Source organism: Lacrimispora sp. 38-1, assembly GCF_049890855.1.
In the GTDB taxonomy this organism is placed as follows: domain Bacteria; phylum Bacillota; class Clostridia; order Lachnospirales; family Lachnospiraceae; genus Lacrimispora.
In genome coordinates this window covers 226,358-252,513 of sequence record NZ_JBANEW010000058.1, presented here as the reverse complement: position 1 = coordinate 252,513, position 26,156 = coordinate 226,358, and the positions used below count along the sequence as shown (strand labels likewise).

The 26,156-nt window shown below is 40.1% G+C and carries 25 protein-coding genes, 2 pseudogenes and 1 riboswitch; of the genes and pseudogenes, 4 read left to right on the top strand and 23 right to left on the bottom strand.

Annotated features, from left to right (window positions below):
* Positions 1-42: 42 nt before the first annotated feature.
* From V7D18_RS16810 to V7D18_RS16760, 11 genes and pseudogenes are all read right to left on the bottom strand, one after another.
* Complete coding sequence (locus V7D18_RS16810) at positions 43-1,347, bottom strand: radical SAM protein (protein ID WP_426155792.1); 1,305 nt, start codon at positions 1,345-1,347, stop codon at positions 43-45.
* A 4-nt stretch (positions 1,348-1,351) separates the two neighbouring features.
* Entirely contained in the window at positions 1,352-2,686 is a 1,335-nt protein-coding gene (locus tag V7D18_RS16805) for a radical SAM protein (protein WP_426155790.1), read from the bottom strand.
* 140 nt (positions 2,687-2,826) lie between these two features.
* A complete protein-coding gene (locus V7D18_RS16800; protein ID WP_426155788.1) occupies positions 2,827-2,952 on the bottom strand; it encodes a hypothetical protein in 126 nt (41 codons plus the stop codon).
* Positions 2,953-3,148: 196 nt separating this feature from the next.
* Positions 3,149-3,736 carry an accessory gene regulator ArgB-like protein gene (locus V7D18_RS16795; RefSeq protein ID WP_426155786.1) on the bottom strand — a complete coding sequence of 196 codons (588 nt, stop codon included), beginning with the start codon at positions 3,734-3,736 and terminating at the stop codon, positions 3,149-3,151.
* Positions 3,736-3,894 (bottom strand): cyclic lactone autoinducer peptide, encoded by a 159-nt coding sequence (locus V7D18_RS16790; RefSeq protein WP_426155784.1) that lies wholly within the window; start codon positions 3,892-3,894, stop codon positions 3,736-3,738. The genes V7D18_RS16795 and V7D18_RS16790 overlap by 1 nt, the downstream gene beginning before the upstream one ends.
* 96 nt (positions 3,895-3,990) lie before the next feature.
* The gene (locus V7D18_RS16785; protein WP_426155782.1) at positions 3,991-5,298 is read right to left on the bottom strand and encodes a GHKL domain-containing protein; all 1,308 of its coding nucleotides are present in this window, start codon (positions 5,296-5,298) and stop codon (positions 3,991-3,993) included.
* Complete coding sequence (locus V7D18_RS16780; RefSeq protein WP_426155781.1) at positions 5,291-6,022, bottom strand: LytR/AlgR family response regulator transcription factor; 732 nt, start codon at positions 6,020-6,022, stop codon at positions 5,291-5,293. Before V7D18_RS16780 ends, V7D18_RS16785 begins: the two co-directional genes overlap by 8 nt.
* Positions 6,023-6,081: 59 nt before the next feature.
* The gene (locus V7D18_RS16775; RefSeq protein WP_426155780.1) at positions 6,082-7,869 is read right to left on the bottom strand and encodes a WD40/YVTN/BNR-like repeat-containing protein; all 1,788 of its coding nucleotides are present in this window, start codon (positions 7,867-7,869) and stop codon (positions 6,082-6,084) included.
* 74 nt (positions 7,870-7,943) lie between these two features.
* Positions 7,944-8,606, bottom strand: coding sequence for a polysaccharide deacetylase family protein (locus tag V7D18_RS16770; RefSeq protein ID WP_426155778.1), 663 nt, complete (start codon positions 8,604-8,606; stop codon positions 7,944-7,946).
* Between the two features lie 195 nt (positions 8,607-8,801).
* Positions 8,802-9,164, bottom strand: a pseudogene (locus V7D18_RS16765) (sigma factor-like helix-turn-helix DNA-binding protein); the annotation flags it as partial.
* Complete coding sequence (locus tag V7D18_RS16760) at positions 9,136-10,806, bottom strand: recombinase family protein (RefSeq protein WP_426155777.1); 1,671 nt, start codon at positions 10,804-10,806, stop codon at positions 9,136-9,138. The gene V7D18_RS16760 and the pseudogene V7D18_RS16765, both read right to left, overlap by 29 nt.
* Positions 10,807-10,910: 104 nt before the next feature.
* Between V7D18_RS16760 and V7D18_RS16755 the strand changes: the two genes are divergently transcribed.
* Positions 10,911-11,099, top strand: coding sequence for a hypothetical protein (locus V7D18_RS16755; RefSeq protein WP_426155776.1), 189 nt, complete (start codon positions 10,911-10,913; stop codon positions 11,097-11,099).
* On the opposite strand, the gene V7D18_RS16750 is transcribed toward V7D18_RS16755, so the two are convergent.
* From V7D18_RS16750 to V7D18_RS16730, 5 genes are all read right to left on the bottom strand, one after another.
* The gene (locus tag V7D18_RS16750) at positions 11,083-12,459 is read right to left on the bottom strand and encodes a nickel-dependent hydrogenase large subunit (protein WP_426155774.1); all 1,377 of its coding nucleotides are present in this window, start codon (positions 12,457-12,459) and stop codon (positions 11,083-11,085) included. The genes V7D18_RS16755 and V7D18_RS16750 overlap by 17 nt on opposite strands.
* Before the next feature lies 1 nt (position 12,460).
* Entirely contained in the window at positions 12,461-13,354 is an 894-nt protein-coding gene (locus tag V7D18_RS16745) for a hydrogenase small subunit (protein ID WP_426155772.1), read from the bottom strand.
* Between the two features lie 15 nt (positions 13,355-13,369).
* Positions 13,370-13,969, bottom strand: coding sequence for a cytochrome b5 domain-containing protein (locus V7D18_RS16740; protein WP_426155770.1), 600 nt, complete (start codon positions 13,967-13,969; stop codon positions 13,370-13,372).
* A gap of 190 nt (positions 13,970-14,159) precedes the next feature.
* On the bottom strand, positions 14,160-14,615 hold the full coding sequence (locus V7D18_RS16735) for a hydrogenase maturation protease (protein ID WP_426155838.1): 456 nt from the start codon (positions 14,613-14,615) through the stop codon (positions 14,160-14,162).
* A gap of 86 nt (positions 14,616-14,701) precedes the next feature.
* Entirely contained in the window at positions 14,702-15,994 is a 1,293-nt protein-coding gene (locus V7D18_RS16730) for an alpha-galactosidase (protein ID WP_426155768.1), read from the bottom strand.
* A 105-nt stretch (positions 15,995-16,099) separates the two neighbouring features.
* Between V7D18_RS16730 and V7D18_RS16725 the strand changes: the two genes are divergently transcribed.
* Entirely contained in the window at positions 16,100-16,957 is an 858-nt protein-coding gene (locus tag V7D18_RS16725) for a helix-turn-helix domain-containing protein (protein WP_426155837.1), read from the top strand.
* On the opposite strand, the pseudogene V7D18_RS16720 reads toward V7D18_RS16725, so the two are convergent.
* The 6 genes and pseudogenes from V7D18_RS16720 to V7D18_RS16695 form a co-directional block, all read right to left on the bottom strand.
* Positions 16,958-17,233, bottom strand: a pseudogene (locus V7D18_RS16720) (sigma-70 family RNA polymerase sigma factor); the annotation flags it as partial. It lies immediately after the preceding gene.
* 195 nt (positions 17,234-17,428) lie between these two features.
* Positions 17,429-18,607: a phosphoribosylaminoimidazolecarboxamide formyltransferase gene (locus V7D18_RS16715; RefSeq protein ID WP_426155765.1), complete on the bottom strand. Its 1,179-nt coding sequence runs from the start codon at positions 18,605-18,607 to the stop codon at positions 17,429-17,431.
* A 14-nt stretch (positions 18,608-18,621) separates the two neighbouring features.
* Positions 18,622-19,335 (bottom strand): IMP cyclohydrolase, encoded by a 714-nt coding sequence (locus V7D18_RS16710; RefSeq protein WP_426155764.1) that lies wholly within the window; start codon positions 19,333-19,335, stop codon positions 18,622-18,624.
* Positions 19,336-19,389: 54 nt separating this feature from the next.
* A riboswitch (ZMP/ZTP riboswitch) is annotated at positions 19,390-19,472 on the bottom strand.
* Between the two features lie 62 nt (positions 19,473-19,534).
* Positions 19,535-20,893 carry an ABC transporter permease gene (locus V7D18_RS16705; protein WP_426155762.1) on the bottom strand — a complete coding sequence of 453 codons (1,359 nt, stop codon included), beginning with the start codon at positions 20,891-20,893 and terminating at the stop codon, positions 19,535-19,537.
* Positions 20,883-22,718: a CARDB domain-containing protein gene (locus V7D18_RS16700; protein ID WP_426155760.1), complete on the bottom strand. Its 1,836-nt coding sequence runs from the start codon at positions 22,716-22,718 to the stop codon at positions 20,883-20,885. The genes V7D18_RS16705 and V7D18_RS16700 overlap by 11 nt, the downstream gene beginning before the upstream one ends.
* Complete coding sequence (locus V7D18_RS16695; protein WP_426155836.1) at positions 22,705-23,424, bottom strand: ABC transporter ATP-binding protein; 720 nt, start codon at positions 23,422-23,424, stop codon at positions 22,705-22,707. The genes V7D18_RS16700 and V7D18_RS16695 overlap by 14 nt, the downstream gene beginning before the upstream one ends.
* Positions 23,425-23,667: 243 nt before the next feature.
* Between V7D18_RS16695 and pyrB the strand changes: the two genes are divergently transcribed.
* Together pyrB and V7D18_RS16685 are read left to right on the top strand one after the other, a co-directional pair.
* Positions 23,668-24,591, top strand: a complete 924-nt coding sequence (pyrB, locus tag V7D18_RS16690; RefSeq protein ID WP_117418756.1) for an aspartate carbamoyltransferase — start codon at positions 23,668-23,670, stop codon at positions 24,589-24,591.
* Positions 24,585-25,010 carry an aspartate carbamoyltransferase regulatory subunit gene (locus tag V7D18_RS16685; RefSeq protein WP_426155758.1) on the top strand — a complete coding sequence of 142 codons (426 nt, stop codon included), beginning with the start codon at positions 24,585-24,587 and terminating at the stop codon, positions 25,008-25,010. The genes pyrB and V7D18_RS16685 overlap by 7 nt, the downstream gene beginning before the upstream one ends.
* Before the next feature lie 42 nt (positions 25,011-25,052).
* Here the strand turns inward: V7D18_RS16685 and V7D18_RS16680 are convergent, their stop codons facing one another.
* Positions 25,053-25,973, bottom strand: coding sequence for a LysR family transcriptional regulator (locus V7D18_RS16680; RefSeq protein WP_426155757.1), 921 nt, complete (start codon positions 25,971-25,973; stop codon positions 25,053-25,055).
* Positions 25,974-26,156: the final 183 nt, after the last annotated feature.

Below are 26,156 nucleotides of genomic sequence, written 5' to 3'. Positions count from 1 at the left end.
CATTTCATTATGAGCTTAAGTGTCCTGCAATCAGACAACGCTTTAGAAAATGTATTTTGCCTTATGGGTAATAATATAATCATACATATAAATTCGCAGAGCAAATATATGACGTTTTAAACTGCAGCGTAACTTTTTCTGCTCCAAATTATCCCATAATTTACTGCTTAAACACTCTCCTCCACATAAATATCTGGCCCAGCATGAATCACAGTCTTTTTCAGCAAGCATTGTTTTTTTCAAATATAATAATTTATCTGCTTCAATTCGATTATTAATATTTCCAAACGATGTATTACTTTCCATTAGTACAATACAGGGATACATATTTCCATCGCTGTCAAATGCTGCCCGGTTCTTTAATGTGCTGCAGGGAAAAAAAACCGGTTGTTTTAAATGAAGTTTTTTCATGTTATCAGTCAGCGGCTGACAGGTAATAATTAGTCCTTCTTCCATCTTCTTTAAAATATAATCACATATTTTTTCATATTCACATTTTAATATATTAATATGTTCTTTTCTAAATTGCATTTCCTGTCTATCTGAATCACACAAATAAAAGTGTATGTTTTTAACACCTTTTTCGTATAAATATTTTGCTGTGTCAAATATGTTCAAATTTAATGGTGTTATTGTAACATTAATATGTAGATCAATTTTATTTTTTACTTTTTCAATAACGTCATGCACTTTTTCATATACGCTGATGCTGTTTTTATTATCTGAACGTAAATAATCATTGACTTCCTTAATATGACTATCCAGACTCATGATAAATCCGACATTGTATTTCTCCAAAATGGCAATTCTCTCATCATCAAGCAAAACAGCGTTGGTAGTTGTAATGAATTCCACCTTTTTGTTATGAATTTTACCTAAATAGCTGCCATATTCCAAAATATATTTAAATGTCTCCATATTCATAAGAGGTTCTCCGCCCATAAGTGTTATTATGAGATAATCTTTATGAGAGAGGTGTTTAAATATAAAATCCAGTATTTTTTCCGCATTTTCTTTTGATAAAACGCCGCCTTTATTATCATGGTTATCATTGACAAAACAATACTTACATCTGAGGTTACATTCGTATAATAAATTTATATCACAACCTGCAATCTCTATTGTATCTGCATCATAATAGTTTAATTTAGTCTGAAGATTATATTCTCTGCTTCTTTCTTCATTATCCATTAATTCCTTTATAATTTTGTAATCACTGTTTTCCTTAGATTCACTGCGTTCTATTTTTTCGTAAACAGTCATAATCTCTTCATTGTATCTATAAATATTAAGAGTGTTCGGCAGAAAAATATATTTATTATTTTTAACATCTATAACTTTAAACATGCGATTACTCCTTTTTTTGAGTTTGAACCGTTGTATATAGTTTAATTCCTTCTTCTATCAGTAATTTATTAAAATCACAATAAACATCATAAGGCTCATCTAAATTATTATTATATAAATAATTTATTTGAGGACATGACGTGCATAATTTATTAGCCCAACAGCTGCGGCACTTTTCATTATTTGCTTCTGTTGAATATTTTTCTTTTAAAAAATCACTGTTTTCATATATGTTGCCGATAACAAACTCATGATTTCCCACCAATCTGTGACATCTGTAAACATCACCATTTGTCTCTACCAGCAGATTTTTGTCAGAATAGAATAAACAGTTATTATTCATTCTGTTATACAGCAGATATCCATATAGTTTAAAATTATATATACTTATATTTTTATGATTGTACATCTCTAACGCAAGATTATGGATCTGATCACGTAAACACTTTATATCATCATTCGTGATTTTGTATTCATCTTCCAAAGAAGCTACCATATTTAGCGCAATTGATTTTATTCCTAACCCCCATAACATTTTAACATTATCTTCTAAATGCCTTGCATTTTTATGAACAATTGTCAATCTGGCCGTTATATTATATATATTATTTTCCTGCATGAGCAGTATGGTATCAATTGCTTTTCTAAAGCTTCCATCCCCATTGCTGAATGGCCTGTTTTTATTGTGATTCTCTTCGTCTCCATCAATGCTGACTGTAATACTGAAATTATTATTTTTTAAAAGCTTAAGTAATTCTTCATCCATTATGGTGCCATTTGTGGTTATTTTATATTTAACTGGTATTTTCCCATACAGTAAATCATTTAAATACCCCAATGAAAAGGCAATAACCGTTTTATTTATGGTGGGCTCTCCCCCAAAAAAGGTTATTGTTGCTTCCTCTGCACTCTTATCCAGCCGCTGATACCAGTAATCAATTGTTTGTTTAGCATCATCAATTGACATTAATGGTTTATGAGTTCCGTACGTACCATCGCCTCCATAGCAATAGACACATCGCAAATTACATTTATGAGACACATTCAGCCATAAAGAATCAAATACAGCACGATTCGAATTCTCTCTGCTTTTTCTATTGGGCAATAATTTAGAATAAGCTTCCATCTGTTTGTCAATATCAGCTGCAGGATATTTTTTTCTCAGTTGCTCTGAAACGAGATCTTTTTCTCTGACGATATTACTTGTCAGAATATCTTCTACAATATCTGAATATTTAAATATACAGTTGGATTTGCTGTCATACAGATATAAATTATCTTCATAATCTTGAAATTTTAAAATACAATTATCAGAAGATATATTTTCACCAATAACCACTTTCGTCATCTCCTTAATTTAGAAAAAAATGCAACTAGGCTTCAATAAAGTTCAACAATATGTTACGATTTTACTTTTTGAATCAACATGATCCTGTTGAATTACAATAATACAGTAGGACTTATGTAAGAATACACTTATTAGCGTACTCCCCAGGAACAGATACTCTGACATGTGTCACAAGTATCAACTGCTCCGCAGCCAAAATACTCATCTTTTTTTTCTGTTTTCTCTTCATTATTGATAGGTACTATTAAGTTCTCCATAAAATCTCCTTTCTTTGCCTAGTTGCATTTTAAGAGAGATATTTTATAATACCTTTTTGTTTTTTCCTCTCCTGTAGGTATTCTATCAAATCATGCTGCTGTGTGCTTTATCATGTAATTTTATCCATTATCAATGTAACTTTTTTTTATTTTAACTCATTGAAAAAGCAGCCTGAGCTGGCTGCTTTTTCATACTCTAAATTTTTGATATATTTTCTCTAATATCTCTTCGTGACAGTTCCATAAGCATGGAACTTAAAATTACAATCATAATATACATAATTAATGACATAAATCTCGTAAAATTAAAAAACCAGAAAATCATATCAAAAACTACAATGTACGATAAAATCTTTCTTCTCTGATGTGAGAAATAAACAGCCTCTGCTTCATCCTGTATCTGCCTTTCAGCTGTAGCAGGTGCCAATTTATAGATTGTCCACACGATTCCTATAGTAATTGAAATAGAAAAATATCCGGCTGGATTAATATATCTGGATAAAACCAATACACTGCTGATCACCAGACAAGAACAAATACAACACCAGGTATAACGTTTAAAATGTAATCCGCCTACGTAAGATCTTAAAGAAAAAAACACCGCTATAAAAATACAAAATTCAGTAAATGACTTTAAATATACGGCTATAATGGAACTTATAAATAAGCACAAGAGCATTTCTATACCCGTTTGTATTCCATATTTATAAATATGGTAATCCTCTTTTTTAATTCTTCCATGGAAAAGGAGATAGTAAGCGGCTTTCTTAGCAAGTCTCTCCATCAGAATTTTCTAAATTTCTTCATGTCCGGTTTTTCAGGCTGATGATAAATAGCACAACATAGAGTATTTGCTGCCATAACGGAAAAACTGGATGCAAAACAACTGATTACACTGATCACTTTTGAGTTACTCAAGATACAATCTTTAATTTTTTTCATGCCTATATAACCTCCTAATATTTTTTTTAATTATAAACTTTTTAGATGTCATTTTAATAATGATGTAATTTTTAAGGCATTAGATGTAACTTTTTCTTATGAGTATAAAACAATTTTCAGTCTAAAAATATTATTATCACACTCTGTGGTTACATAACCATGATATTTTTCAGCAGCTTTTCGAATGGAATCTATACCAATACCGTGGTTCTCCATATCATCTTTTAATGTCAAAATTTTTCCCTGCTTGTTTTTCCTGATATTTCCATCAAAAGAATTCTCTATTAATATTATCAAATTTCTAAAATCAATCCTCATTAAAAGCTTTATATACCGCTGGCTGCTTTTTAGCCGGATATTAGCCTCTATCGCATTATCTAAAGCGTTTCCAAGAATAACACATAAATCTGAGCTGTCAAATGGCAATGAGGTTGGTACGTCTAATTTTGTAATAAATTCTATATCATTATTTTTGGCTAATGCATATTTATAGTTTACCAGAGCATCAATAACAGAATTATTCGTATTTGCGATTAGTAGATTTTGAAAGGGTTTATCCATAATGATATTATCTAAAAAGGTGTCTAATTCATCATATTTTTCTTCTTCCGAAAGTTTTTTTAAATAGATTAACCGATTCTTCAAATCATGCTTTGTGCGTCTAAACTCTTTTACGCTATTTTCTTTTTCTTTTATATACATATCATATAAATTGATTGCTTGCTCAAATACCAGATTTTTTCTTTTTAATTCAAGATTTTCAGATAAGCGTAAATATAAATTAAACATCAAAATATTAATGGTAAACATGATGAGTAATGATAAAAAAGAATTAAAGATATTTTTATGACCAGATAAATTGCTCCTCATCATAAAAGAATCATATACTACATACATACTTCCATTTAAAATGAGCATAAAAGCTATAATATATTTCATTGCGATTCCTTGCACGCTATCATTACCAAAAAATTTTTGCAATGCCTTAACAAGTATTAATAGTAAAATTTTTGATAATAATGACCCCAGTAATTCCAACGCATGATCATATACACCCAGAATTATGAATATATAACCAACTAAAAATTCCATCATCATCCATAAGGAGTTATATAATATGGTAAATATAATCTTTCCAGATACATTTCCCTTATATAAAAGACTAATGAAAAAAATCAAAAATACATTTACTGCTATCTTCAGATATACCGGTAAATCTATCAATTGCATTATTGCACTTATCTGCCAGATAAAATAAATGCTCCATAAAGCATAATCATATACCCGGTTTACACTTTTCTCAAAAAAAATTTGAAAATATTCTTTTAAAATCCATAAAGACATTGCTGCCATTAATGCTGCCATAACTGCATGAATGACCATGCCCATAAAATAATTATTCAATTATGTCCCCCTCTATTTGATTCCAATAAAGTTCAGCTACTTCTTTTCTTCTGTCTTCACTTACAAATAATACTTTTCCATCAATTAATTCAATTTGTTCAAAAGATTTTCGCACAACATACATTGCATTTACCAGGTAAGATTGATGTATACGCCAAAATTCAATTTTTGACATCTTAAATTTTGTTTCAAGTTCATTCAGTTTTTCATAATATTTAACTACGCTTCCATCTAATCTGTGTATGAAGACCACACGCCTCTTACTTTGAAAATATAAAATATCTTTTACTAAAATCTGATAAGTGTCTTTTCCATATTTGTATCGAAAATAGCTGTCTCCAGAAATTATTTTGTCATATGCCTTAATAAAGTATCTTTGTAATATCTCTCGTTCTATTGGTTTTACTAAAAATTGAAAAGGTTGTACATCATAAGCCTCAATCGCATAAGAGGTATGACTGGTAACATAAATAATCAGAACTATCTCATCAGCTTCCCTAATCTTTCTAGCCACTGTAATGCCATCCATACTCTTCATTTCAATATCCAGGAATATGAGATCGTACTTTATCTTTTCTTCGCATATATTTCTCACCAAATCTCTTCCATCAAAAAAAACATCGATATCGACTGAGACATTCTGTTTCTTGGACATTTGAAAAATTATATTTTCAAATTCACCTGTAAACCTGATATCATCATCGCAGATGGCAACTTTAACCATACCACTCAACCCCTTTTCTTTCGCAACTCCTCAGTATTTTTATCGTAGCCAATATCCTCTTATTTACCAGCCCTAACCCAGATCCCTCTGCCGCTTGTCCCTGCAAATATCCGCTTATCACCGATTAAGATTGAATACACATCAATTGATTCCAGACCAGAGTTAAATTCATTCCAGTTCTTTCCCTTATCAAGAGACTGAAACATACCGCCTCCGTAGGTCCCGGCAAAAACTGTTGATTTTCTAACAGCAAGTGAATTAATATTTCCGCTCGCCAGACCGGAATTGACTGGCTTCCAGCTGGCTCCTCTGTCCGCAGACATGAAAACTCCGTCGCCGGGTGTCGCCGCTAAAATAAATGAATCAGTGCCAGTCAGTGAAAAAATCTGGCCGTTGGTCAATCCGCTGTTCACCTCCTCCCAATTCTTCCCGTGATTGGAGGAGCGGTATACTCCTCCTCCAAATGTTCCCGCATAAATGTCCGAACCGCTTACAACAAAGGAACTGATATAGTAATTTTTCAAATCCTGATTTATGCTTATCCAGCTGTTTCCATTATCATTGGAACAAAATATACCCCCTCCGAATGTCCCGGCATAAATGTCTGTTCCATTGACTGCAAGACAATAAACAAATGGATTGGTCAGCCCTGCATTGACTGCCTGCCATGTATTGCCATGATCCGTAGATTTATAAATTCCTCCTCCATTGGTTCCCGCATAAATGCCGGAATCATTTACAGTAAGAGTAAATACAAAGGGATTTGTTAATCCTGGTCCGGCTTCCTTCCAGTTCATACCGCCATCTCCGGAGATAAACACCCCTGCCCCGCTGGTTCCCGCAAAAATATCAGAATCACAGACAGTAAATGAACTGATATGGGTATTAATTAATCCCTGATTTGTTTTATTCCAGCTTGTCCCATTGTCAGCTGAGAAAAATACACCGCCGCCGTCAGTACCTGCATAAATGCCCGAATCATCTGCAATCAGGGAATATACATAAGGATTTTCCAATCCTTTATTGGCCGCTTTCCATCCTGTTCCTTCAAAGAGAAATATCCCCTCCTCAGTACCGGCAAAAACACTGTTTTTTCTCACAGTAATGGAATTGACGTTTTTACTGTCCAGCCCCTGGTTCAGTGCCTGCCAGCTTTCCCCTTTATCTGTTGAAACAAATACTCCTTTGCCTGCTGTGCCTGCATAAATTACCGATTCACTTACTGCAAGGGAATTGACCTGCAGTGAGGTCATACCAGTATTAACCTCATACCAGTTAACACCATGATCCGGGGAACGAAAGATACCCCTGTCCTCCGTTCCTGCAAATATATCTGTACCATTTACCACAACTGCTTTCACATCGCCTGAAGTTAATCCCTGACTGGCTTCATTCCAGTTTAAACCGTTGTCTGCTGAGTAAAAGATGCCTTTGCTGGTGCCTGCATAAAGGTACTCTTTATCTGCCGCGAGAGAGAATACCATAATATCCTCCCATTTGGGATCTATGGGCCTCCAGCTGATCTTTTCTACAGGTGAGACAAAAATACCCCCGTTTGTTCCCGCAAAAATATTCGTTTTGCTGACTGCCAGAGAATAGATACTGCTGTTTGTTAAACCCGAATTAACCGGCTTCCAGTTTTTTCCATGGTCCGAGGAAAAAAATACGCCATTTCCCTGAGTACCTGCAAAAACCTTTTGATCTTCCACTGCCATACAATGAATATATCCTCCATATGGGCCATTAACCTGCTTCCAGGTGCTGGAATTTTCTCCTTTGAAGAAAATAATAGCTGCAATAACAAAAGAAATTGCAAGCAGGAAAGGCAACCAAAGCTTTTTAATCATGTTCTTCCCCTTTTCATCCAGTGAATAAAAACGCTGCCCATAAAAAAAGGCAGCGTATATGAGTTATGTACGAATTAATACTGTGCAAAGCCAAAACCACGATTCTTTAAGTTATTTACTATGGTGGGTACAGCTCTTAGAGTATTCTGATAAGAATCATGCATGAGCGGATTTCCTCCAGCCTGCAGGTTGTTACAGGAATTGATAATTGTCTCTGTACTTGCTCCTTCCCAGTCGCTGGTATAGACAGTGGGGGTAACAATGGACAGACCCAGTGCTGAGCATGCCTGAGTAATTGTATTATTGCTGTAAAGATAAGGCAGCCTCACCTTGGTGGGTCTGGGCTTGCCAGCATTTTGAATCACCTGGCTGCATTGCTGGAAATCATTGTAAACCTGCTGATAGCTCCAGTTGCTCATGTAAGAGTGGGTCCAGCTGTGATTCTGAAGACTGAATCCTGAGTTTAAATAGGCATTCCATGCAGTCTGGTTGCCGGCAATCCTGTTGCCCCAGACAAATAAGGTTGCGCGGTAACATCCTGCATTTTTTAAATTGGATATCAGTGTCTGTGAAGTAGCATTGTTGGGACCGTCATCAAAGGTCAGGTACACATTTCCCGCATAAGCAGCCGCTTTCATATCTGCTGCCTGATCCTGGGCGTAAACATTAGTAAATTTTAGTACTCCAATTGTCAGGACCAACACGGAAGTCAGTAAAAATCTTGCTTTTCGCTTCATACAAATTCCCCCTTATGAGCTGAAAATCACAATTAATTAGTTAATATTTACAGGATTATAGTAACATGTACAGAGCCAATAAGCAAGTTTTTTCTACTTTTATTTGACAATACATTGTATTATGCGTAATTTTACAAATATTTACAAAATATATTTTTTTTCGACATAATCTTATATCCCCATTGTACCAAAATTTTAAAGCCTGTTTTTTATCCCTATTATGACAGCAGAGTAGGATCTCGAAATTCCCATGAGATCTGCAATCTCCCTCTGTGTGTATTCCCTGCCTCCATGAAGTCCATAGCGCATGCCGATGATCGTCTTTTCATTGTCCTTTAAACAGGAATCAAAAACTTCATAAAGTTCCTTGATATCCTGCTTTAGTATGATTGTCTCCAACGTTTCCTTATTCTCCATTTCGATCACATCAAGAAGACTCACTGTTTCTCCATCCTTGTCTACACCGATGGGTTCATATAAAGAAACCTCTTTTGAATATTTTTTATTAGCACGAAGGAGCATTAGGATCTCATTTGCTAGAGTCACAGGACGGCTCCCTGGAACCGAAAAGATAAAGATGAACGTTTTCTCCATCCCAGACAACCTGTTTCACTAATATCCGTATGGCCGCACGTTTCTGTTCTACATCCATTCGATCCACAGTCTTTTCAAAAGTGGAAAGCATTTCTTTTTGCAGGTCAAATTCCAGAGCAGTCAGTTCTTTACCCATGGCGGTTTCCTTACATGTTCCTATCTGAAAAAGAATTTGCTCTTTCTTTTTATGCAGTTCATCGATCTGTCTGACAATATAATCCCCCGCCGCCGTTCCTCCGGCATTCTTTAAAGAGGCAACAAGACCTTCAATCTCTTTTCCTGTCTGTAAAAGCTCTTCTTCCAAACGGCTTAAATCCATCTCATAATCCTGTTTTTCTTCCTGAAGCTGTTTTCTGCCCTCCTCCATTTGTTTCACAAATTCCTTTTTATCTTCCGATATTTTTTTTAATTCTTCAATTACCATGCTGTCCAGCAGATTTCCATTTGCGTTCTTCATTGTACAGCATTTCATGCGGCTTTTTTCTTTCATGGAACAGAGGTAGGAATAGATCTGTTCTCCCCTGTCATTATACCTGCCTGAAAGCTTGGGGCGCATATAATCATGGCATGCTCCGCAGATAAGAATGCCGGAAAGAAGTGCCACATTACTTCTGGGCCTGCGGTAATTTTTTGATTTATTCCGTTCCAGCTGACGCTGGACGCTGACCCACTGCGCCCCCGGGATCAGTCCCTCATGTTTACCGATTGCCACAATCCATTCTTCCATATCCTTCATCTCATGGGCTCTGCCCTGCTTTTGTAAGGTCCGGTTATATGCGATGACACCATGGAAGCCCTTAAAATCAGACCGGTCTGCAAAAAGCTCCACCTTTTTCTCCTTCAGATATTCATAAGCTTCCTGATCTGCAATCATATATACCGGATTCATAAGAATTCCCTTAATTGCAAAACGGCTGAATATCCGTCCCTGTTTTGTTTTGTATCCATTCTGTATGAGATAAGTCTCTGTCTGTGTGAGGGAACCGGTCTCCAGAAACTTCTCATATATTCGTTTTACCAGCTTCGCCTCTTCCGGAATCCGTTTCAGCTTATATGCCTTTTTCTGCTTTCCGTCAATGGTAACTGATGTCACCCGTTCAGACTGGTAACCGGTAGGGGTGTTTCCTCCAAGCCACCTTCCGCTTTTCGAGAGCTCATGCATATTATCCCGGATCCGTTCTGCAATGGTTTCCCTCTCCAGCTGGGAAAATACAGAAGCGATATACATCATGGCCCTTCCCATGGGCGAAGATGTATCAAACTGCTCTTTAATTGAAATAAATGAAATATCCAGATCATTCAATTCTCCAATCAGGTTTGCAAAATCCCCGATATTGCGGCTGATCCGGTCAAGGCGATAGCATACAATGGCTGAGATGTTCTTTTTCTTCGCCTCTTTCATCATTTGTTTAAACTGGGGGCGCTCTAAATTTCCTCCGGAAAAGCCCTCATCTTCAAAAACCATGGCACTGTCCGCTATGCCTTCCCCGTAATGAGCCGTAATATATTGTCTGCAAAGCTCAATCTGATTACCGATGCTTTCCCCTTTCCCGGTAAATTTGGATTTTCTGGAATATATGGCAAATGGTTGATTTCTGTCTTCCACCACACAAATCCTCCTTGTTTTCTCATGGAAAGCGAGTCCTCAAACATACCGGACACGCAGAATAACATACAAATATATAAACCCTGAATTGTAAGGCATTCTCTATGAATATGATCGTATATAATCCCCAGACTGAGGAAGATAAAAAAGAACTTGGCAGAAGGGCAGCCATCATTCATAATCAGGTACTTATGCAGTCAGTCCGCCTGCTTCACTGCCCAAATGACCAGAAAAAAGCGCTGTTAGACGCAATAAAAGCAGAAAGTACTCAGGTGTTTAAACAACCTGAATAATTTTATCCCATTTTCCCGGAACCAATACGTGAGTGGCACAGGAAACGCAGGGATCAAAGGATCTTATGATTCTCCCTATTTCCACCGGCATACTCTCTTCTTTCACCGGGGCACCCATAAGTGCCTGTTCTGCTGTTCCCATTCTTTGTCCTGTCTGAGTGGATAGGTTCCAGGCGGAAGGAGTAATAATCTGGTAGAACAGGATTTTCTTCTCTTCAATTGTCAGCCAGTGGCCAAGTGCTCCGCGGGTTGTATCAATCAGACCAGTTCCATAAGCATGTTCCGGTACTGTATACTCCTGCTGCATCGGCACATCGGGAATGAGATTTTCCAAAAGAGTATTCATGATCTGTGTGATTTTCTTTGCTTCCAGAACCCTGGCAATGGTTCTGTCCATAACAGATATCCCATGTCTGTACTCTCCAGAGAGCCATTGTCTTGCTAACGGTCCCACTTCAAAAGGCATCCCGTTGTATCTGGGGGCTCTGATCCAGGAATAGGCGTCCGGCTTATTCCTGTCCGGTTCATCCGCTTCATTAAACCACGCATATTCGTCTGACTGGGCAATAAGTGCCGGATCGAAATGGGAATACTGTTCATTTGTATAAACATATGGGTCAACATATAAAGTCCCAAGCTCTTTATAATGATCAAAGCAGCCGTAGGTTAAAAGATTACGATAGCCGCCTCCAAAATGATAATATTCCGGATAATAAGCAGCAATTTCATACACATCCGGCAGCATTTTTTCCGTTATAAACTGTTCAATCCCGAATAAAATTGATTTAATGGCAATAATCATATCAACTGTAACAGGTGATGTGATTCCGCCTATAAATACTCCATGATTGTGAGGTGCCTTTCCTCCCAGAATGGCTAACATTTTATGGGCATTCCTGCTGTATTCCAGGGATTCAAAATAATCATTTACCAGGCGTGTATTAACCTCTTTGGGCAGCCTGTAATCGTAGTGATCTGTTTTAAAGAGAGGATAACCCTCCGGCAGTTTCACATAGTCCGGAAGAGTATACTGGTAAAGATGCCTTAGATGATTCTGCAGAAATTCACAGGCATGAAGCAGATCCCTTACATACCTGCCCTGCTCTGACGGAACAATCCCAAGGGCATCTTCCAGGGCTAAAGAGGAAGCCATAGAATGGGCTGTGGAGCAGATTCCACAGATACGCTGTGTAAAATACACTGCATCCAATGGACTTCTGCCAGTCAGCATCTTTTCAAATCCGCGAAACATCAGTCCTTTTGTCCTTGCATCTGTCACGGCATTATTTCCCACCACTGCTTCTATTTCCATAAAACCGTTGATTCTGGTAACCGGATTGATAATAATTGTCTCCGCCATATTATTCCTCCCTCATGGTATCATAGGTGATGAAGGGCTCCATGGCATCCGGAAATCCAAACTGAGCACATCCGATGCAGGGAGTGTCATCTCCTACCGGCCAGTTTACGTGCCCGTTCCATTGGCGAATCGGGCAGTCCGTCTGGGTCACTGGTCCCCTGCATCCCAGCATGAACATACAAGTCTCTTCTCCCAGCTTTGTCGCAAAAATGCCCTCGTCAAAATAAGATCTTCTGGGACAGCGGTCATGAATTGTTATGCCATAGAACATCAAAGGCCGGTCCATATCGTCCAGAGGCGGTTCCCCGTAAAGAATTAAATATGCCACTGTTCCCATTAGCCAGTCCGGATGGCAGGGACATCCCGTCAGTTTAATCACTTTCCGGTCCACAACATCTGAAATTCCAGTGCAGTCTGCCGGATTCGGTCTTGCTGCCGATACCCCGCCATAAGATGCACAGTCTCCAACTGCAATGATATGGGAGGCATGTTCCCCCAGCCTGATTGCAGCTTCCAGACCTGTCACTTCTTTCCCCTCATGACGTCCAATAATATGATACAGCCCATTGTCCTTCCTGGAAACAGCTCCCTCTACTGCAAGTATGTACTCATTCCCAATCATATCGAACAGCTGATCCATCGCTTCTGCGCCCTCAGATGCAATCAAACTGTTGCTGTAAATAAAGTTTGTCATCTGTGTCATAAGATACTGGAAATCCGGATTCTGACCGTCAAGGAGGGAAATCGTATTTCCTGTGCATCCATCCAGCTCCAGCCATACCAGATTGGGCTTTGTCAGCTTCTGGCTTCCGATTTTCTCCATTGCCCTGGATACCAGATGTGTGGTTTCCTTTAATTTAAACTCCTGAAAAGGACATGAATGTTCTCCCTTCAATGATTACCGCTCCCCCTATTCCTGAATCATGTACCCTACAACCGGCAGCACACTTAAAACCATTGCTCCCGGATGACAGGATGCAAACTCTACGCTTAAATCCCTTCCTGCAGACAGACCCCAGAAATGATTACCTCCTGACCATAACCGGTTATTGGTTACATTATAGACTACTCCATTGACAGCAACATAAGCCGGAGCACCGTTTTTTCCATCATATTTTGACAGCTGCTCCGGTGTAAAATAGGTCAGGGGCTCTGGCTCTGGGATTTCTCCCGGCTGCTCTCCTCCTGTTGCTCCTCCTGTTTCACCGCCTGTTGGGCCTCCTGTTTCACCGCCTGTTGGGCCTGCACCTGTTGGGCCCATCGGCACACCCGTCGGTCCCATTTGGCCTCCTGTCAGTCCTCTTGCCTGATCGTCCATCTGACTGGCAAATAAACCTTTCTCCTGCATCTGTCCGAAATAATAGACATGATTCTGCAGCATAATTAATTCACTGCTTAAGTGATCCAGTACATCATCGCTGTTGTATTGATTGGAGCGAAGTTTCTCCACATCAGCATTTAATCTCTTTAAACTGCTGCCAAGATATGTCATTAGCAAATCCATATCCATACTTAAACCTCCTTACCCGTTTTTACGTTTTCTTATTCACCGGTCAAATCTCTGAAGAAACGCCAAATCATCATCACTCTGTCTGGTTAAAGGCTGAACTGCTATGATCAGATGGCGCTTATCTGTTAGAATATATGTGCAAGCCTGCCTTTTAAGCCTCATTTCCATGTTTTTTGTACAAGAAGGCACTTCATTCCGTTTCCCGCTTTGCTTCTTCTGACAGAATACCTCTTATAATGTCTTCTGTTTCTCTGCAAATTTCCGGAAGCTGCCTGTAAAGGGCAGGACTTAGCTCAAGGCCTGGGACAATCCGGGAAGCCTCAATCCCAATTAAGTATCCTTTTACGGAACATCTGTAAAGTTTCATCAGATCCAGAAAACTCATGTCGTGCTGCATGGACAGATCCGATCCCTGGTCCATAAGCTCATTTAAGGAAAATATTTTCACAGTACCCGGCCGGTCTCCTGATGTCATGGCATCTAAAATCAGTATAAAATCCTCGGGATTCAGAGAATAAAAACATCCCTCACTATCGGTTTCTCCATAGATTATTTCCAGTTCTGAATTATGGAACCGTTTTTCCATCTCCTGTGCAACGATAAGTCCAATCCCGTCATCCTTCATCAGCCGGCTGCCAACAGCGATCAGTTTCGTTTTTCATCCCCCCTGTCTTATTTTTTTATGTATATGAAAAAGACATGGGAATATTCTCACTCCCATGTCTTTCATATTCAGGTTCCCTGGAACCGGCAAAGTTTTGCTCCGTGACCAGGTACTTTTAATACCAGATCCTTTGTTTTACAAGTAAATGTTTCACCTGCCCAAAGTTCTTTAAAACAGATATCTTTAAAATCTTCTATATTTAACAGACAGGGCGAAATGACAATCTCACTTTCCTCCTCAGAAAGATTAAATACAGCCAGATAGTTAAAACCATTTTCCTTATGGCTGCTGTGCCAGATGCACCGATCCTCATTGCGCGCAATCTGTGATGCTTTGCATTTATCACTGAGAAGGGCTAAAACTTCCGGGTTTGTAAGCAGTCCCTTCGTCCATTTGTCCAACAGAGTCAGTTCAGCGCCAATCATCAGCGGAGAGCGGAATATACACCACAGAGTCATCATAGTAATCTGCTCATCCTTTGTAAACCGGGTCATTCTCTCATCTCCAAAGCCTTTTCCCAGCATACCTACCGGAAGCATATCACAATCCGGGTAGTTTCCTGCACTCACATGATTCTGCCAATGTTCGCATCGAACAAACATCTGTTTTAACAGATTCCAGTCATCCCAGAAATCATCGGTAATCCGCCACATATTGGCGTAAGTTTCATAATGCCACGCCTCATCAAGCCGGGCAGGTCCTGGTGAAAGGCTGAGAACCATCTGCCTCCCGCTGTTTTTGATTGCATCATGAAGCATGCGTATCTCTTCTTTTGCAGATGCTGCGTCCATACGGCAGATATCATCGCATTTGATAAAATCCACTCCCCACTGAGCATACAGCTGAAAAACAGAATCGTAATACGCCTGTGCCCCCTCTGCCCGTGGAATTACTCCATACATATCCGGATTCCAGGAGCAGATGGAATAAGGATCTGAAATTCTGTCTGCTGTTATATCTGTATTCATTATTTTCATGCAGTTATGAGCTGCTATACGGGGAATTCCCCTCATGATGTGAATTCCAAATTTTAAGCCCAGTCCATGGATATAATCAGCCAGTGGTTTAAAACCCTGACCTCCCGAAGAAGACGGAAAACGGTCCGGACACGGCCAGAGTCTGGAATATTCATCAATCTCAACCTGCCCAAAGGGGATATACTGGCACTGTTCCCGTCTGGTTCCGGCATTATGGGCATACCACTGTATGTCAACCACGATATATTCCCAGCCATATTCTTTTAAATTCTGTGACATATATTCAGCATTAGCCCTGACCTCACGTTCTGTTACTGCCGTATCATAATAGTCATAGCTGTTCCATCCCATGGGAGGTTTTTCTGATGATAAATTTCTGCTCATATACATATCCTTTCCTGGTAAATTATTGATAAATCTGATATCATTATAACAACTGGGTAATCGATTACAAGAGTAAGAACACGATACATGGAGGGTAATTTTTTGATGAACGAATCTTGCCAGACATTTGGTTTTCTCGATATAGACAGACAATGGAATGCTCCCCTTTTTCTCTGGGATTTTGGTATGGAACAGCGGAGCAATGAATCCTATGATTTTCAAAATTATAATCGCAGCGGGTATTCCGGCTATTTGTTTCAATATACGTTAGATGGAAGCGGAATGTTTGAAACAGAGGGCCAGACTTACATTCTTTCCCCTGGAAATGCTTTTTTTATTACATTTCCCGACTGCAGCAGATACTACCTGGCTGAAAATAGTTCATGGAAATACTTTTACATACATTTTGACGGGGAGATGGGACATTATTTTTTTAAGCGAATTCAGGCTCTGGAAGGGAAAATTTTTTCTATTGCTAATACAAGTCAGGCCATATTATTATTTTTAGAGGAATTCCAGGCTGTGAAGGCAGGAAAAAAATACGTTCGTTACGACAGCGGAATCTTTTTATATGAATTTCTGACCCTGCTTATGAGAGAACTGGAAACGCCCCTAAAATCCATCAAAAATGCCTGTGTGGAAGATGCTGCAGCGTGGCTTCAGAAAAACTATAAATACCAAATCGGGCTCTCTCAGATGTGCCGGGAACTTGATGTGAGTCTTCCCCATTTAACCAGACAGTTTCATTTACAGACAGGACACTCTCCTATAAAATATCTAACCAGTCTCCGTCTGGAACACGCGATATCCCTTCTTTTTAATACGTCCATGGGTCTGGAGGAAATTGCAGCTGAATGCGGATACTCCAACAGCAATTATTTTTCTAAGGTTTTCAGAAAAAATATGGGAATTTCACCTGCTCAATACAGAAACCGGCATAACGGGTTTCAGAAGCCGTTATGATAGGATATCATTCTCCACACATTTCGCCGCATAAGTGGCCAGCCTTGATCCTCTGTCCGGATGAAAGGTATTAACAGCTTTGATTAACCCGATGGTTCCCACGGACAGGAGATCTTCCATATCATAGTCTGTATTCTGATACTTTTTTGCTACATGGGCCACAAGACGCATATTACGCTCGATGAGTGTGGCTCTCGCCTCCTGATCCCCTTCCTGGTATCGTTCCAGACACTCTCGTTCCTCTCGCGCAGTTAAAGGTTTGGGAAAAGTTTTCAAAGAAAGCCACCTTAAACTTACTTAATCCTATTTTATGCCGCGCCAGCCTTTAAAGTGCTTTTACAAAAAATATAGGCTGGTACTTATTTTTTCTCAGATCATTTACATTACTTTACATAATATTTTTATGTAAAGTAATGCCATCAAAAAAGGACCGGACATTGGTCCGATCCCTTCAGTCAGTGATTTATTTTATTAATGATGGAACAGGCGGATTCCATTAAATGCCATTACCATACCGTATTTGTCACAGGTTTCAATCACCTGATCATCCCTTACGGAGCCGCCTGGCTGAACAACGTACTTCACACCGCTTTTAAATGCCCGGTCAATGTTATCTCCAAATGGGAAAAATGCATCAGATCCAAGAGATACCTCAGATAACTGATCAAGCCACTGCCTTTTTTCCTCTGCCGAAAAAACCAGGGGTTTTTCCTTAAACACCAGCTCCCACCTGCCGTCTGCCAATACATCCATATAATCCTCACCGATATAAACGTCAATTGCATTATCCCTGTCTGCACGGCGGATATTTTCAAGAAATGGAAGTTCAAGCACCTTTGGTGCCTGCCTTAAATACCAGTTATCCGCTTTGCTGCCCGCCAGTCTGGTACAATGGACGCGGGACTGCTGTCCGGCTCCGATTCCAATTGCCTGTCCGTCCTTTGCATAGCAGACGGAATTGGACTGGGTGTATTTTAACGTAATCAAAGAGATTAGTAAATCAATCTCAGCAGCTTTAGGAATCTCCCTGTTCTGAGTCACTCTGTTTTCCAGCAGTTCCCGGCCGATCTTAATTTCATTTCTTCCCTGTTCAAACGTAACTCCGTAAACCTGCTTTTTCTCTATGAGCTCCGGAGAATATTCCGCATCAATTAAAATAACATTGTAATTGCCGTTCTTTTTGGATTTTAAAATGTTCAGAGCTTCCGGTGTATAACCAGGAGCAATAACGCCGTCTGACACCTCTCTCTTTATGATCTTTGCCGTATCCTCATCACAAGGATCTGACAAGGAAATATAATCACCAAATGAAGACATGCGGTCAGCTCCCCTGGCTCTGGCGTAAGCACAGGCAAGAGGCGAAAGCTCCCCCATATCCTCAACCCAGTAGATCTTTTTTAAAACGGGACTTAAGGGAAGTCCTACTGCTGCACCTGCGGGAGAAACGTGCTTAAAAGAGGCAGCTGCAGGCAGACCGGTGGCCTCCTTTAACTCTTTTACCAGCTGCCAGCCATTGAATGCATCCAAAAAATTAATATATCCGGGTTTTCCGCTCAATACGGTTATCGGCAGATCGGATCCATCTGCCATATAGATTCTTGATGGCTTCTGATTGGGGTTACATCCATATTTTAATTCTAATTCATTCATCTTTCGCGCTCCTGCTATTTATTCTTATTTATTATCCGGGTCTTAAATTCCCCTGTTACAAGATCAATATAACGAACAAACAACGATACCTTATTCTCTTCATTCAGACTTTCCCAGATCATGGAAGTGAACTCATCCTGATCATCTAAAACTTCCACCAGTTTTGGTTCCCCTTCAAAGCTTGGCAGCGGATTGCCGTCATGCATATAGGTATGAATGAAGTGGGCTTCTCCTGGTACTGGATTTTCATAGGCAAAGGTGAAGCGGTTGCAGGCAGATGGATCTCCATTGTTGCTTTTTAATATAGACATGGCATAGTTAAATCTTCCATCCTCCATATGCATAATACCGGATATACGCGGAGTATAATTGGGACTGTCCGGCTCAAATTCCCTGCTGCGGAGTGTCTGCTCAAACGTCAGCTGAAAATCCATTCCTTTATAGATGGTGTCTGTCTGATCTCCGTTAGTCACAATTGTTTTGTTGCCCATGACACGAACCGGAGCATAGATAATCAGACTGGGATCTGTCAATTTTGAAGGATCGTGAGCCTGGGTACGGATTCCATCCCCATCTTCCACAAATACGCGATTGCGGCTGTTGACACTTCTTCCCATAATAAAATAGGCTGTTACTGCCTTCCTGCCATCGGGGGATTTGCCGATAATTATCCCTCTTCCCGGATAGGAATTGTTCGTTAAATCATCCTTCAAAGAAACCAAATTCATGACTCCTAGTCCTCCTTCATCAAAAAAAACGCAAAAAACCGCCTGGACATCCCATAGCGGTGCCCAGGCGGTCGGCTTCTGAATGTAACGTGCTCCCCGTGGTTTTCTCCACTTATCCGCCAGTTGCACGTACCTTGTTTAACATAATAAATGATTCCTCCGAAAAATGCAAGGTCTTTTTTAATTTTATTACATCGTTTCACTCGTTGCGGATGGCAGCAAGAGGACTGAGTTTCATGGCTCTCAGTGATGGGAAGAATCCGGCAGCCATGCCTACAAAAACAGAAAAGCCTACGGCAGCCAGAGACAGCCACACCGGTATTCTGGATAAATCTCCAGGCATATCCGGCATAAAACGGCCTGCCAGAAAACGGTTTATGAGAAAAGAAACCCCATAACTGAATACAATTCCCGTTACGCCTCCAAGAAAACCGATAAATCCGGATTCCAGAAGAAACATATCTCTGATATGATTCATATCAAGCCCCAGTACCTTTAAAATACCGATCTCCTTCGTTCTTTCATAGATGGACATCATCATGGTATTGGCAATTCCGATTGCTGCAACAAATAAGGATACCGTTCCGATTCCTCCAAGCAGAGCCTGAACCATCTTAGCCTGCTTCTGGGACTGTTCCAGCCATTCCATATTGCTGTTTGCCTGATATCCCATATCTGTAATGGCCTTTTGAACTTCCGTTACATTGGCCATATCGTCCACCTCCACAACCGCCTGGTCATAGATAAAATAGCCGTAAGGTTTACCCTTTTTATTGGTAGGCTGATTGGGAATGGGTTTTTTCTTAAAAATCTGCTTTAACTGGGATTTTAGTGCTTCCAAATCTACATAAACATTGTAACTGTAATTATTATAGTCCTCCACACCTCCCGCTACCAGACCTGCTGTCTTCAACAGATATTTTTTAGGCGGTTTGACGGGAGTTTTCCCGTCATCCGATCCGCCGTTTTGAGCCTGATAATAGGCATCCGTGTCAAAAACCACAAAAATGGGTCTGTTCATAAAATCAATATCAGGAATCTTGGTTGGATCATCGTAAAAATCCTGACTTCTGCTTTTCGGATTACTGAATTGCCTGGCGACCATATTTCCAACAACCATCTGCAGCTCTTTTTTCCCTTTATCCGGAAGATGCCCCTGTTTTAAAGATATATTCTCCATGTATTCCGGAGTTACTCCGATCACAGTGATATTCGCCTGATATGCCCCCTGGCTCATGATCGTATCCGCCTGCAAAAGCGGGGAAGCTGCCTTTACATGATCCAGTTTTCCAAACTGGGCAATCACATCATCCGTCATGTGCTTTGGTTCGTTCTTTCCATCTCCGCCAAACGATTGATTGGAGTAAACAGTGACTTCAGTCAGACTTCCATAAGAAGCGTACTGTTCCATGGTAAGTTCATTAAAACCGATCCCCAGAGATACCATAACAACTATGGAAGCTGTACCAATCAAAACTCCCAGAACAGTTAAAAATGTCCTCATCTTTCTCCGTCTTAAATTGTTCACACTCATGGAAAGCAAATCGCTAAATCTCATCGTTTAATTCCTCTTCTGCTGCCAGCTTCTTCTTTTTTCTTCTTTTCCAGAAGAAAAAGGCGGCACCGGCTCCTGCAGCGATTAATACGCCAATGGCTGGGATAAGAATTTTACTGTACTTTGCAAAACCTGTGGGCTGTACATCTGCAGGCATTTCGCCCATATCACCTGTATCCGTTCCTGTCTCTTCCGGCTCTGTTACCATCAGTGTGACTTCTTTTTCTATCGGATCAGAAACGACACCGTTTTCATCCTCATAGGTAATTAAAATCTTGATTTTTCCGTCATCTGCTGTGGGAGTTGTACCCGTAATCATGGCATCTACATTACCGGTTTCTCCTGGCTTAATATTACCGATATAGGTAGTGGTCTGCTGGATAGAATCTCCTACGAACGCCACCATGACATTATAAAGTAGAACCTTGCCCGTATTATTAACAGGGAACATAATGTTGGTTTCAGATCCTGCGGCTATTGATTCCGGCATGATATCGATGGTTCCTGTATTTAAACGTGCCACCTGTTTGACCGGGATATTAACTGTTATCTTTTCTTCCGCATTTTTAAATTCAGGGCTGTCATATTTTTCATTAATGGTCAGGCCATAGGTTCTCTGGTCCACCCAGGCCCCAGCCCGGAGCTTTACCTTCACATCTGTGGTCTGGCCTGCCCCAAGGGTATTCACAACGATGGAAGAGCTTCCTTCATCCGTCGTAAACACAGCGCTTTCCGTTACCTTTTCAGACTCCAGATTAAAAAGAATGTTGCTCGCAGTAACACTCTCCGAAGCGTTTTTCATATGCAGCGTGAGCTCAAACTCCTCACCGGCGTAAACCTTCTCCGGATTGGTTTCAAAGCCGTCAACAACAATCCTGGCCTTGGTTCTGTCGTTGGCATTAAACTCTTTTGTCTCTTCCTCTTTATCCTTATTCTGAACCTTTACATAAAAAGTCTCTTCTGACTTCTGGATATCACCGTCTGTACTGTCCCGGTATTCGATGGTAAATGTAATGGGATAATATCCGCTGTATACATCTTTCCTGATCATCATGCTGTAAGGCACGGATATGTTCTCTCCGCCCCCAATCCGGTCATAATGTTTGGTATAATTTCCATCGTTGATATCAAAAGGGAATTTTGTACTGTCCTGATTTACCCCCATTCGTACATTCACATCAAATGCGGTCAGGGAAGAGGAATTGCGGACATTCATATTGAAATTCATGACTTCCGGATAAGTGCCGAAGGGTGTGCTCTGATCTTCGCCAAGCTCAAAGCTTATGGTTCCTTCATTTGCTCCGGAAGAGGTTGTGGCGGAAGATTTCGTAATCCAGATGTTTACCTTCTCATAGGATGCATGGGCTCCGTCATCTTTTTTCTTTGCATCTGTAACGACCTCTAACGGCACTAAGTAATAACCCTCAGATACATCTCGCCGGATTCTTGCAGTAATGCTGAAGGTTTTAGAACTGCCGCTTTTAACTTTGCCCAGCTTTTTATTATCAAATGTGTTTGAGGAAATTTCGAAAGGAAACACGGAGCCTGTATATGTTGTGGTCTCTTCCGCATCTTCCGTAGCCTTGTATTCCTGTTCCGGGATATCCCTGTCAAATCTCACTGCCACATCATCTAAATCACTGCCAGTATTATTGGTAAAAACCATGTTGATGGTAATATTCTCCCCTGTCTTACCAGACGGAGTCTTCTTCACGTCAATATAGGTATTTTTGCTTAAATCATATTGTGCTAAAGCTGTTGCCGGTATTGTTGTAACCACCATAAGCACAGCAAGCAGCCATACAATTTTCCTCTTAACTCTGTACATGTTCCATATCCCCCTCTGTATCCTCGTGGTGCTGTTCCTCAATCTTAAATATCTTTCCATCCACTATGTGGAATTGTCTGTCTGCAAACCTGGCTATATAATTATCGTGTGTTACCATGACAAGTGTCTGATTCTGCTCTTTTACAATCTTCTGCATCAGGTTCAGAACCTCTTTTGTCGTTTTGGAATCCAGATTTCCGGTCGGTTCATCCGCAAAAATAATCTTGGGATCAACTGCAAGCGCTCTTGCAATTCCAACCCGCTGCTGCTGTCCTCCCGACATCTCATTTGCCATATGGTTCATCTGTTTCTCCAGGCCTACCAGCTTTATGTATTGTTTTGCCTTTTCATTCCGGACTTTTCTCGGTACTCCACGAAATGACAGGGGAAGTGCAACATTCTCTACCGCATTCAATGTCTTAATCAGATTATAGGACTGGAAAATAAAACCGACATGCTTTCTTCTGAATGCAACCAGCTGATTCTCTGAAAGCTTTTCGATGTGATTTTCCGCAATGACAATTTCCCCCTTCGATGGTTTTTCCAAACCTGCCATCATATTTAAAAGTGTGGATTTCCCGGAGCCGGACGGGCCCACAATGGCGCAAAATTCACCTTTATATATTGTAAAGTCTACTCCGTTTAGTGCGTAGACTCTGGTATCTCCCACCTTATACACCTTATAAAGATTCTTAACCTGAATCATAGGTGTCTTCTTTTCCACCACTTAAGCATCCTCCTTGTTTTATTCACGCAATGACATTATACAACAGGATTGGTAAATCCTGCATTCTTTATTTTCTTAATCTTCCTTACATATTCCTTACACCCTGGGAAGCCTTCCAGAAGCCTGCTAAAATTTTTTTAAAAAAGAGTGGAAATATTTCAAAGTATGCTTTATAATGGGATAGAATTTTAAACCATAACTCAGTGGATAAAGGAGATTCTTATGAGACATTTACTTAACCCGTTAGATTTCAGTCTGGAAGAAACCGGGCAGCTGCTTGATCTGGCAAAAGATATTGAAGATAATCTTCCGGAATATTCTCATGTATGCAATGGAAAAAAACTAGCGACACTTTTTTATGAGCCAAGTACAAGAACCCGTTTGAGTTTCGAGGCTGCCATGCTTAATTTAGGAGGCAGCGTACTTGGCTTTTCTTCTGCCGATTCGAGCTCAGCTTCCAAAGGCGAAAGTGTCGCTGATACCATTCGGGTCATCTCCTGTTACGCAGATATCTGTGCAATGAGACACCCCAAAGAAGGCGCACCATTAGTCGCTGCCAGCCATTCCGGTATTCCGGTCATCAATGCAGGAGACGGCGGACATCAGCACCCCACACAGACACTTACCGATTTACTCTCTATTCGTTCCTTAAAAGGCCGTCTGAACGATTTAACCATTGGTCTTTGCGGTGATTTGAAATTCGGCCGTACCGTTCACTCTCTCATTAACGCTCTTGTAAGATATGAAAACATCAAATTCATCTTAATTTCCCCCCCTGAACTGCGGGTACCTGAATACATCCGGGAAGATGTGCTAAGGGCCAACAACATTGAATTTATTGAAATGGACAGTCTTGACGATGCCATGCCGGATTTAGATATCCTGTATATGACACGTGTACAGAAGGAACGCTTTTTCAACGAAGAAGATTACATCCGTTTAAAGGACTGCTACATTCTGGACAAGAAAAAAATGAAGCTGGCAAAGGAAGATATGTATGTACTTCACCCTCTTCCAAGAGTCAACGAGATCTCTGTAGAAGTTGATGATGATAAACGGGCCGCCTACTTTAAGCAGGCACAGTATGGTGTTTATGTACGTATGGCTCTTATCATGACATTACTGGAGGTAAATAAACCATGTTAAATATCGGCGGATTAAAAGAAGGTATCGTATTAGACCATATTGAGGCAGGAAAAAGTCTGGAGATTTATTATAATCTGGGACTGGACAAGTTAGACTGCCAGGTTGCCATTATCAAAAATGCCAAAAGCAATAAAATGGGAAAAAAGGATATTATTAAAATAGAAGGCGGCATGGATCATATTAATCTGGAGATTCTCGGATATATTGATCACAATATCACGGTGAACATTATCCGGGATAATCAAATTGTAGAAAAGAAGACACTCAGTCTTCCCCAGAAGATCACGAACATCATCCAGTGCAAAAACCCCCGCTGCATCACTTCCATCGAACAGGGGCTTCCCCATGTTTTTTATCTCTCAGATGCGGAAAAGGAAACCTACCGCTGCATGTACTGTGAAGAAAAATACAGCAGATAATCACAAAACTCGAAAGGCTGCTGTAACAGAACCGCTTCCTGCCTAACTGACCGGAAGCGGCTTTTTTTTGTACCTTGCCTTAATCATATCGCCAAAAGCAAATACAGCCTTAGACTGATATCCCATAGCGGAACAGGCCAATGCCAGATCAAGAAAAACCCCCTGCCTGCCAACCGATATATAAACCGTATCCTCATACTCCTCCATACAGGACCGATAAGTAAAAGCAAGCCCAAGACCTGCTCTTGCCATTTCCACAGACAGTGCTGCAGTTATATTACTGTTGTCCGAATGAACTTTTAAATTTTCTTTTTCAAACAGCTGCCTGCTGATAGTTCCAAGCATTGTATTGTAATCGCTGAGTATGAAGGAAAACATGGCGGCATCCTTTAGTTCCATGTGGCACTGCCCTGTTTTATCATCCCGATATACATATTTCATTGCCGGGTGATTTTTACTGCAGACAATTAAAACTTCATCCCTGTAGAATTTCTCCACTTTACCTTTTAAGTTAACGGGCAGTGCAACCACTGCCAGGTCAAGCTTACCTGCAGTCAGTTCTTCCTCCAGTTCCATACTGTTTGCTTCTACAATGTCAACCTTCACCTTAGGGTACTTGTGCTGAAAGTCGGCAAGAATGCCGGGAAGCATGTACCTGCCCCGAAAAGAACTGATACCAAAAATAATTCTTCCTCCCTCCAGATTTACACTGTCCCATAATTCATTTTCAGCTCTTCTGTACTGAAGTAAAATCTGTCTGGCGCTTTCTATAAAGCTCGCACCTCCTGTTGTGGGACGAATCCCTTTTGCAGTCCTTGCAAACAATGCAGTTCCAAGCTCTTTCTCATACTGCTGCAAAAACTGACTCAGACTGGACTGTGCCATAAACAGCCGGTCTGCTGCTCTTGATATGCTGCCTTCTTCCGCCAGAGTAACAATATATCTCAATTCTTTCAGTTCCATTTTTACCTCCTATCGGTTTTTCCGATATCAGCTATTACTTATTTTAGATTGCACCGATAATATATTCATTATAGAATCGACTTATTATTTGTGCAACTTTATAGATACAGAAAAAATTATCATCAGTTTCTGCCAAAACAACATAAATATTCTTTTTTCCCAAGAAGTGTATTTGATGATTTT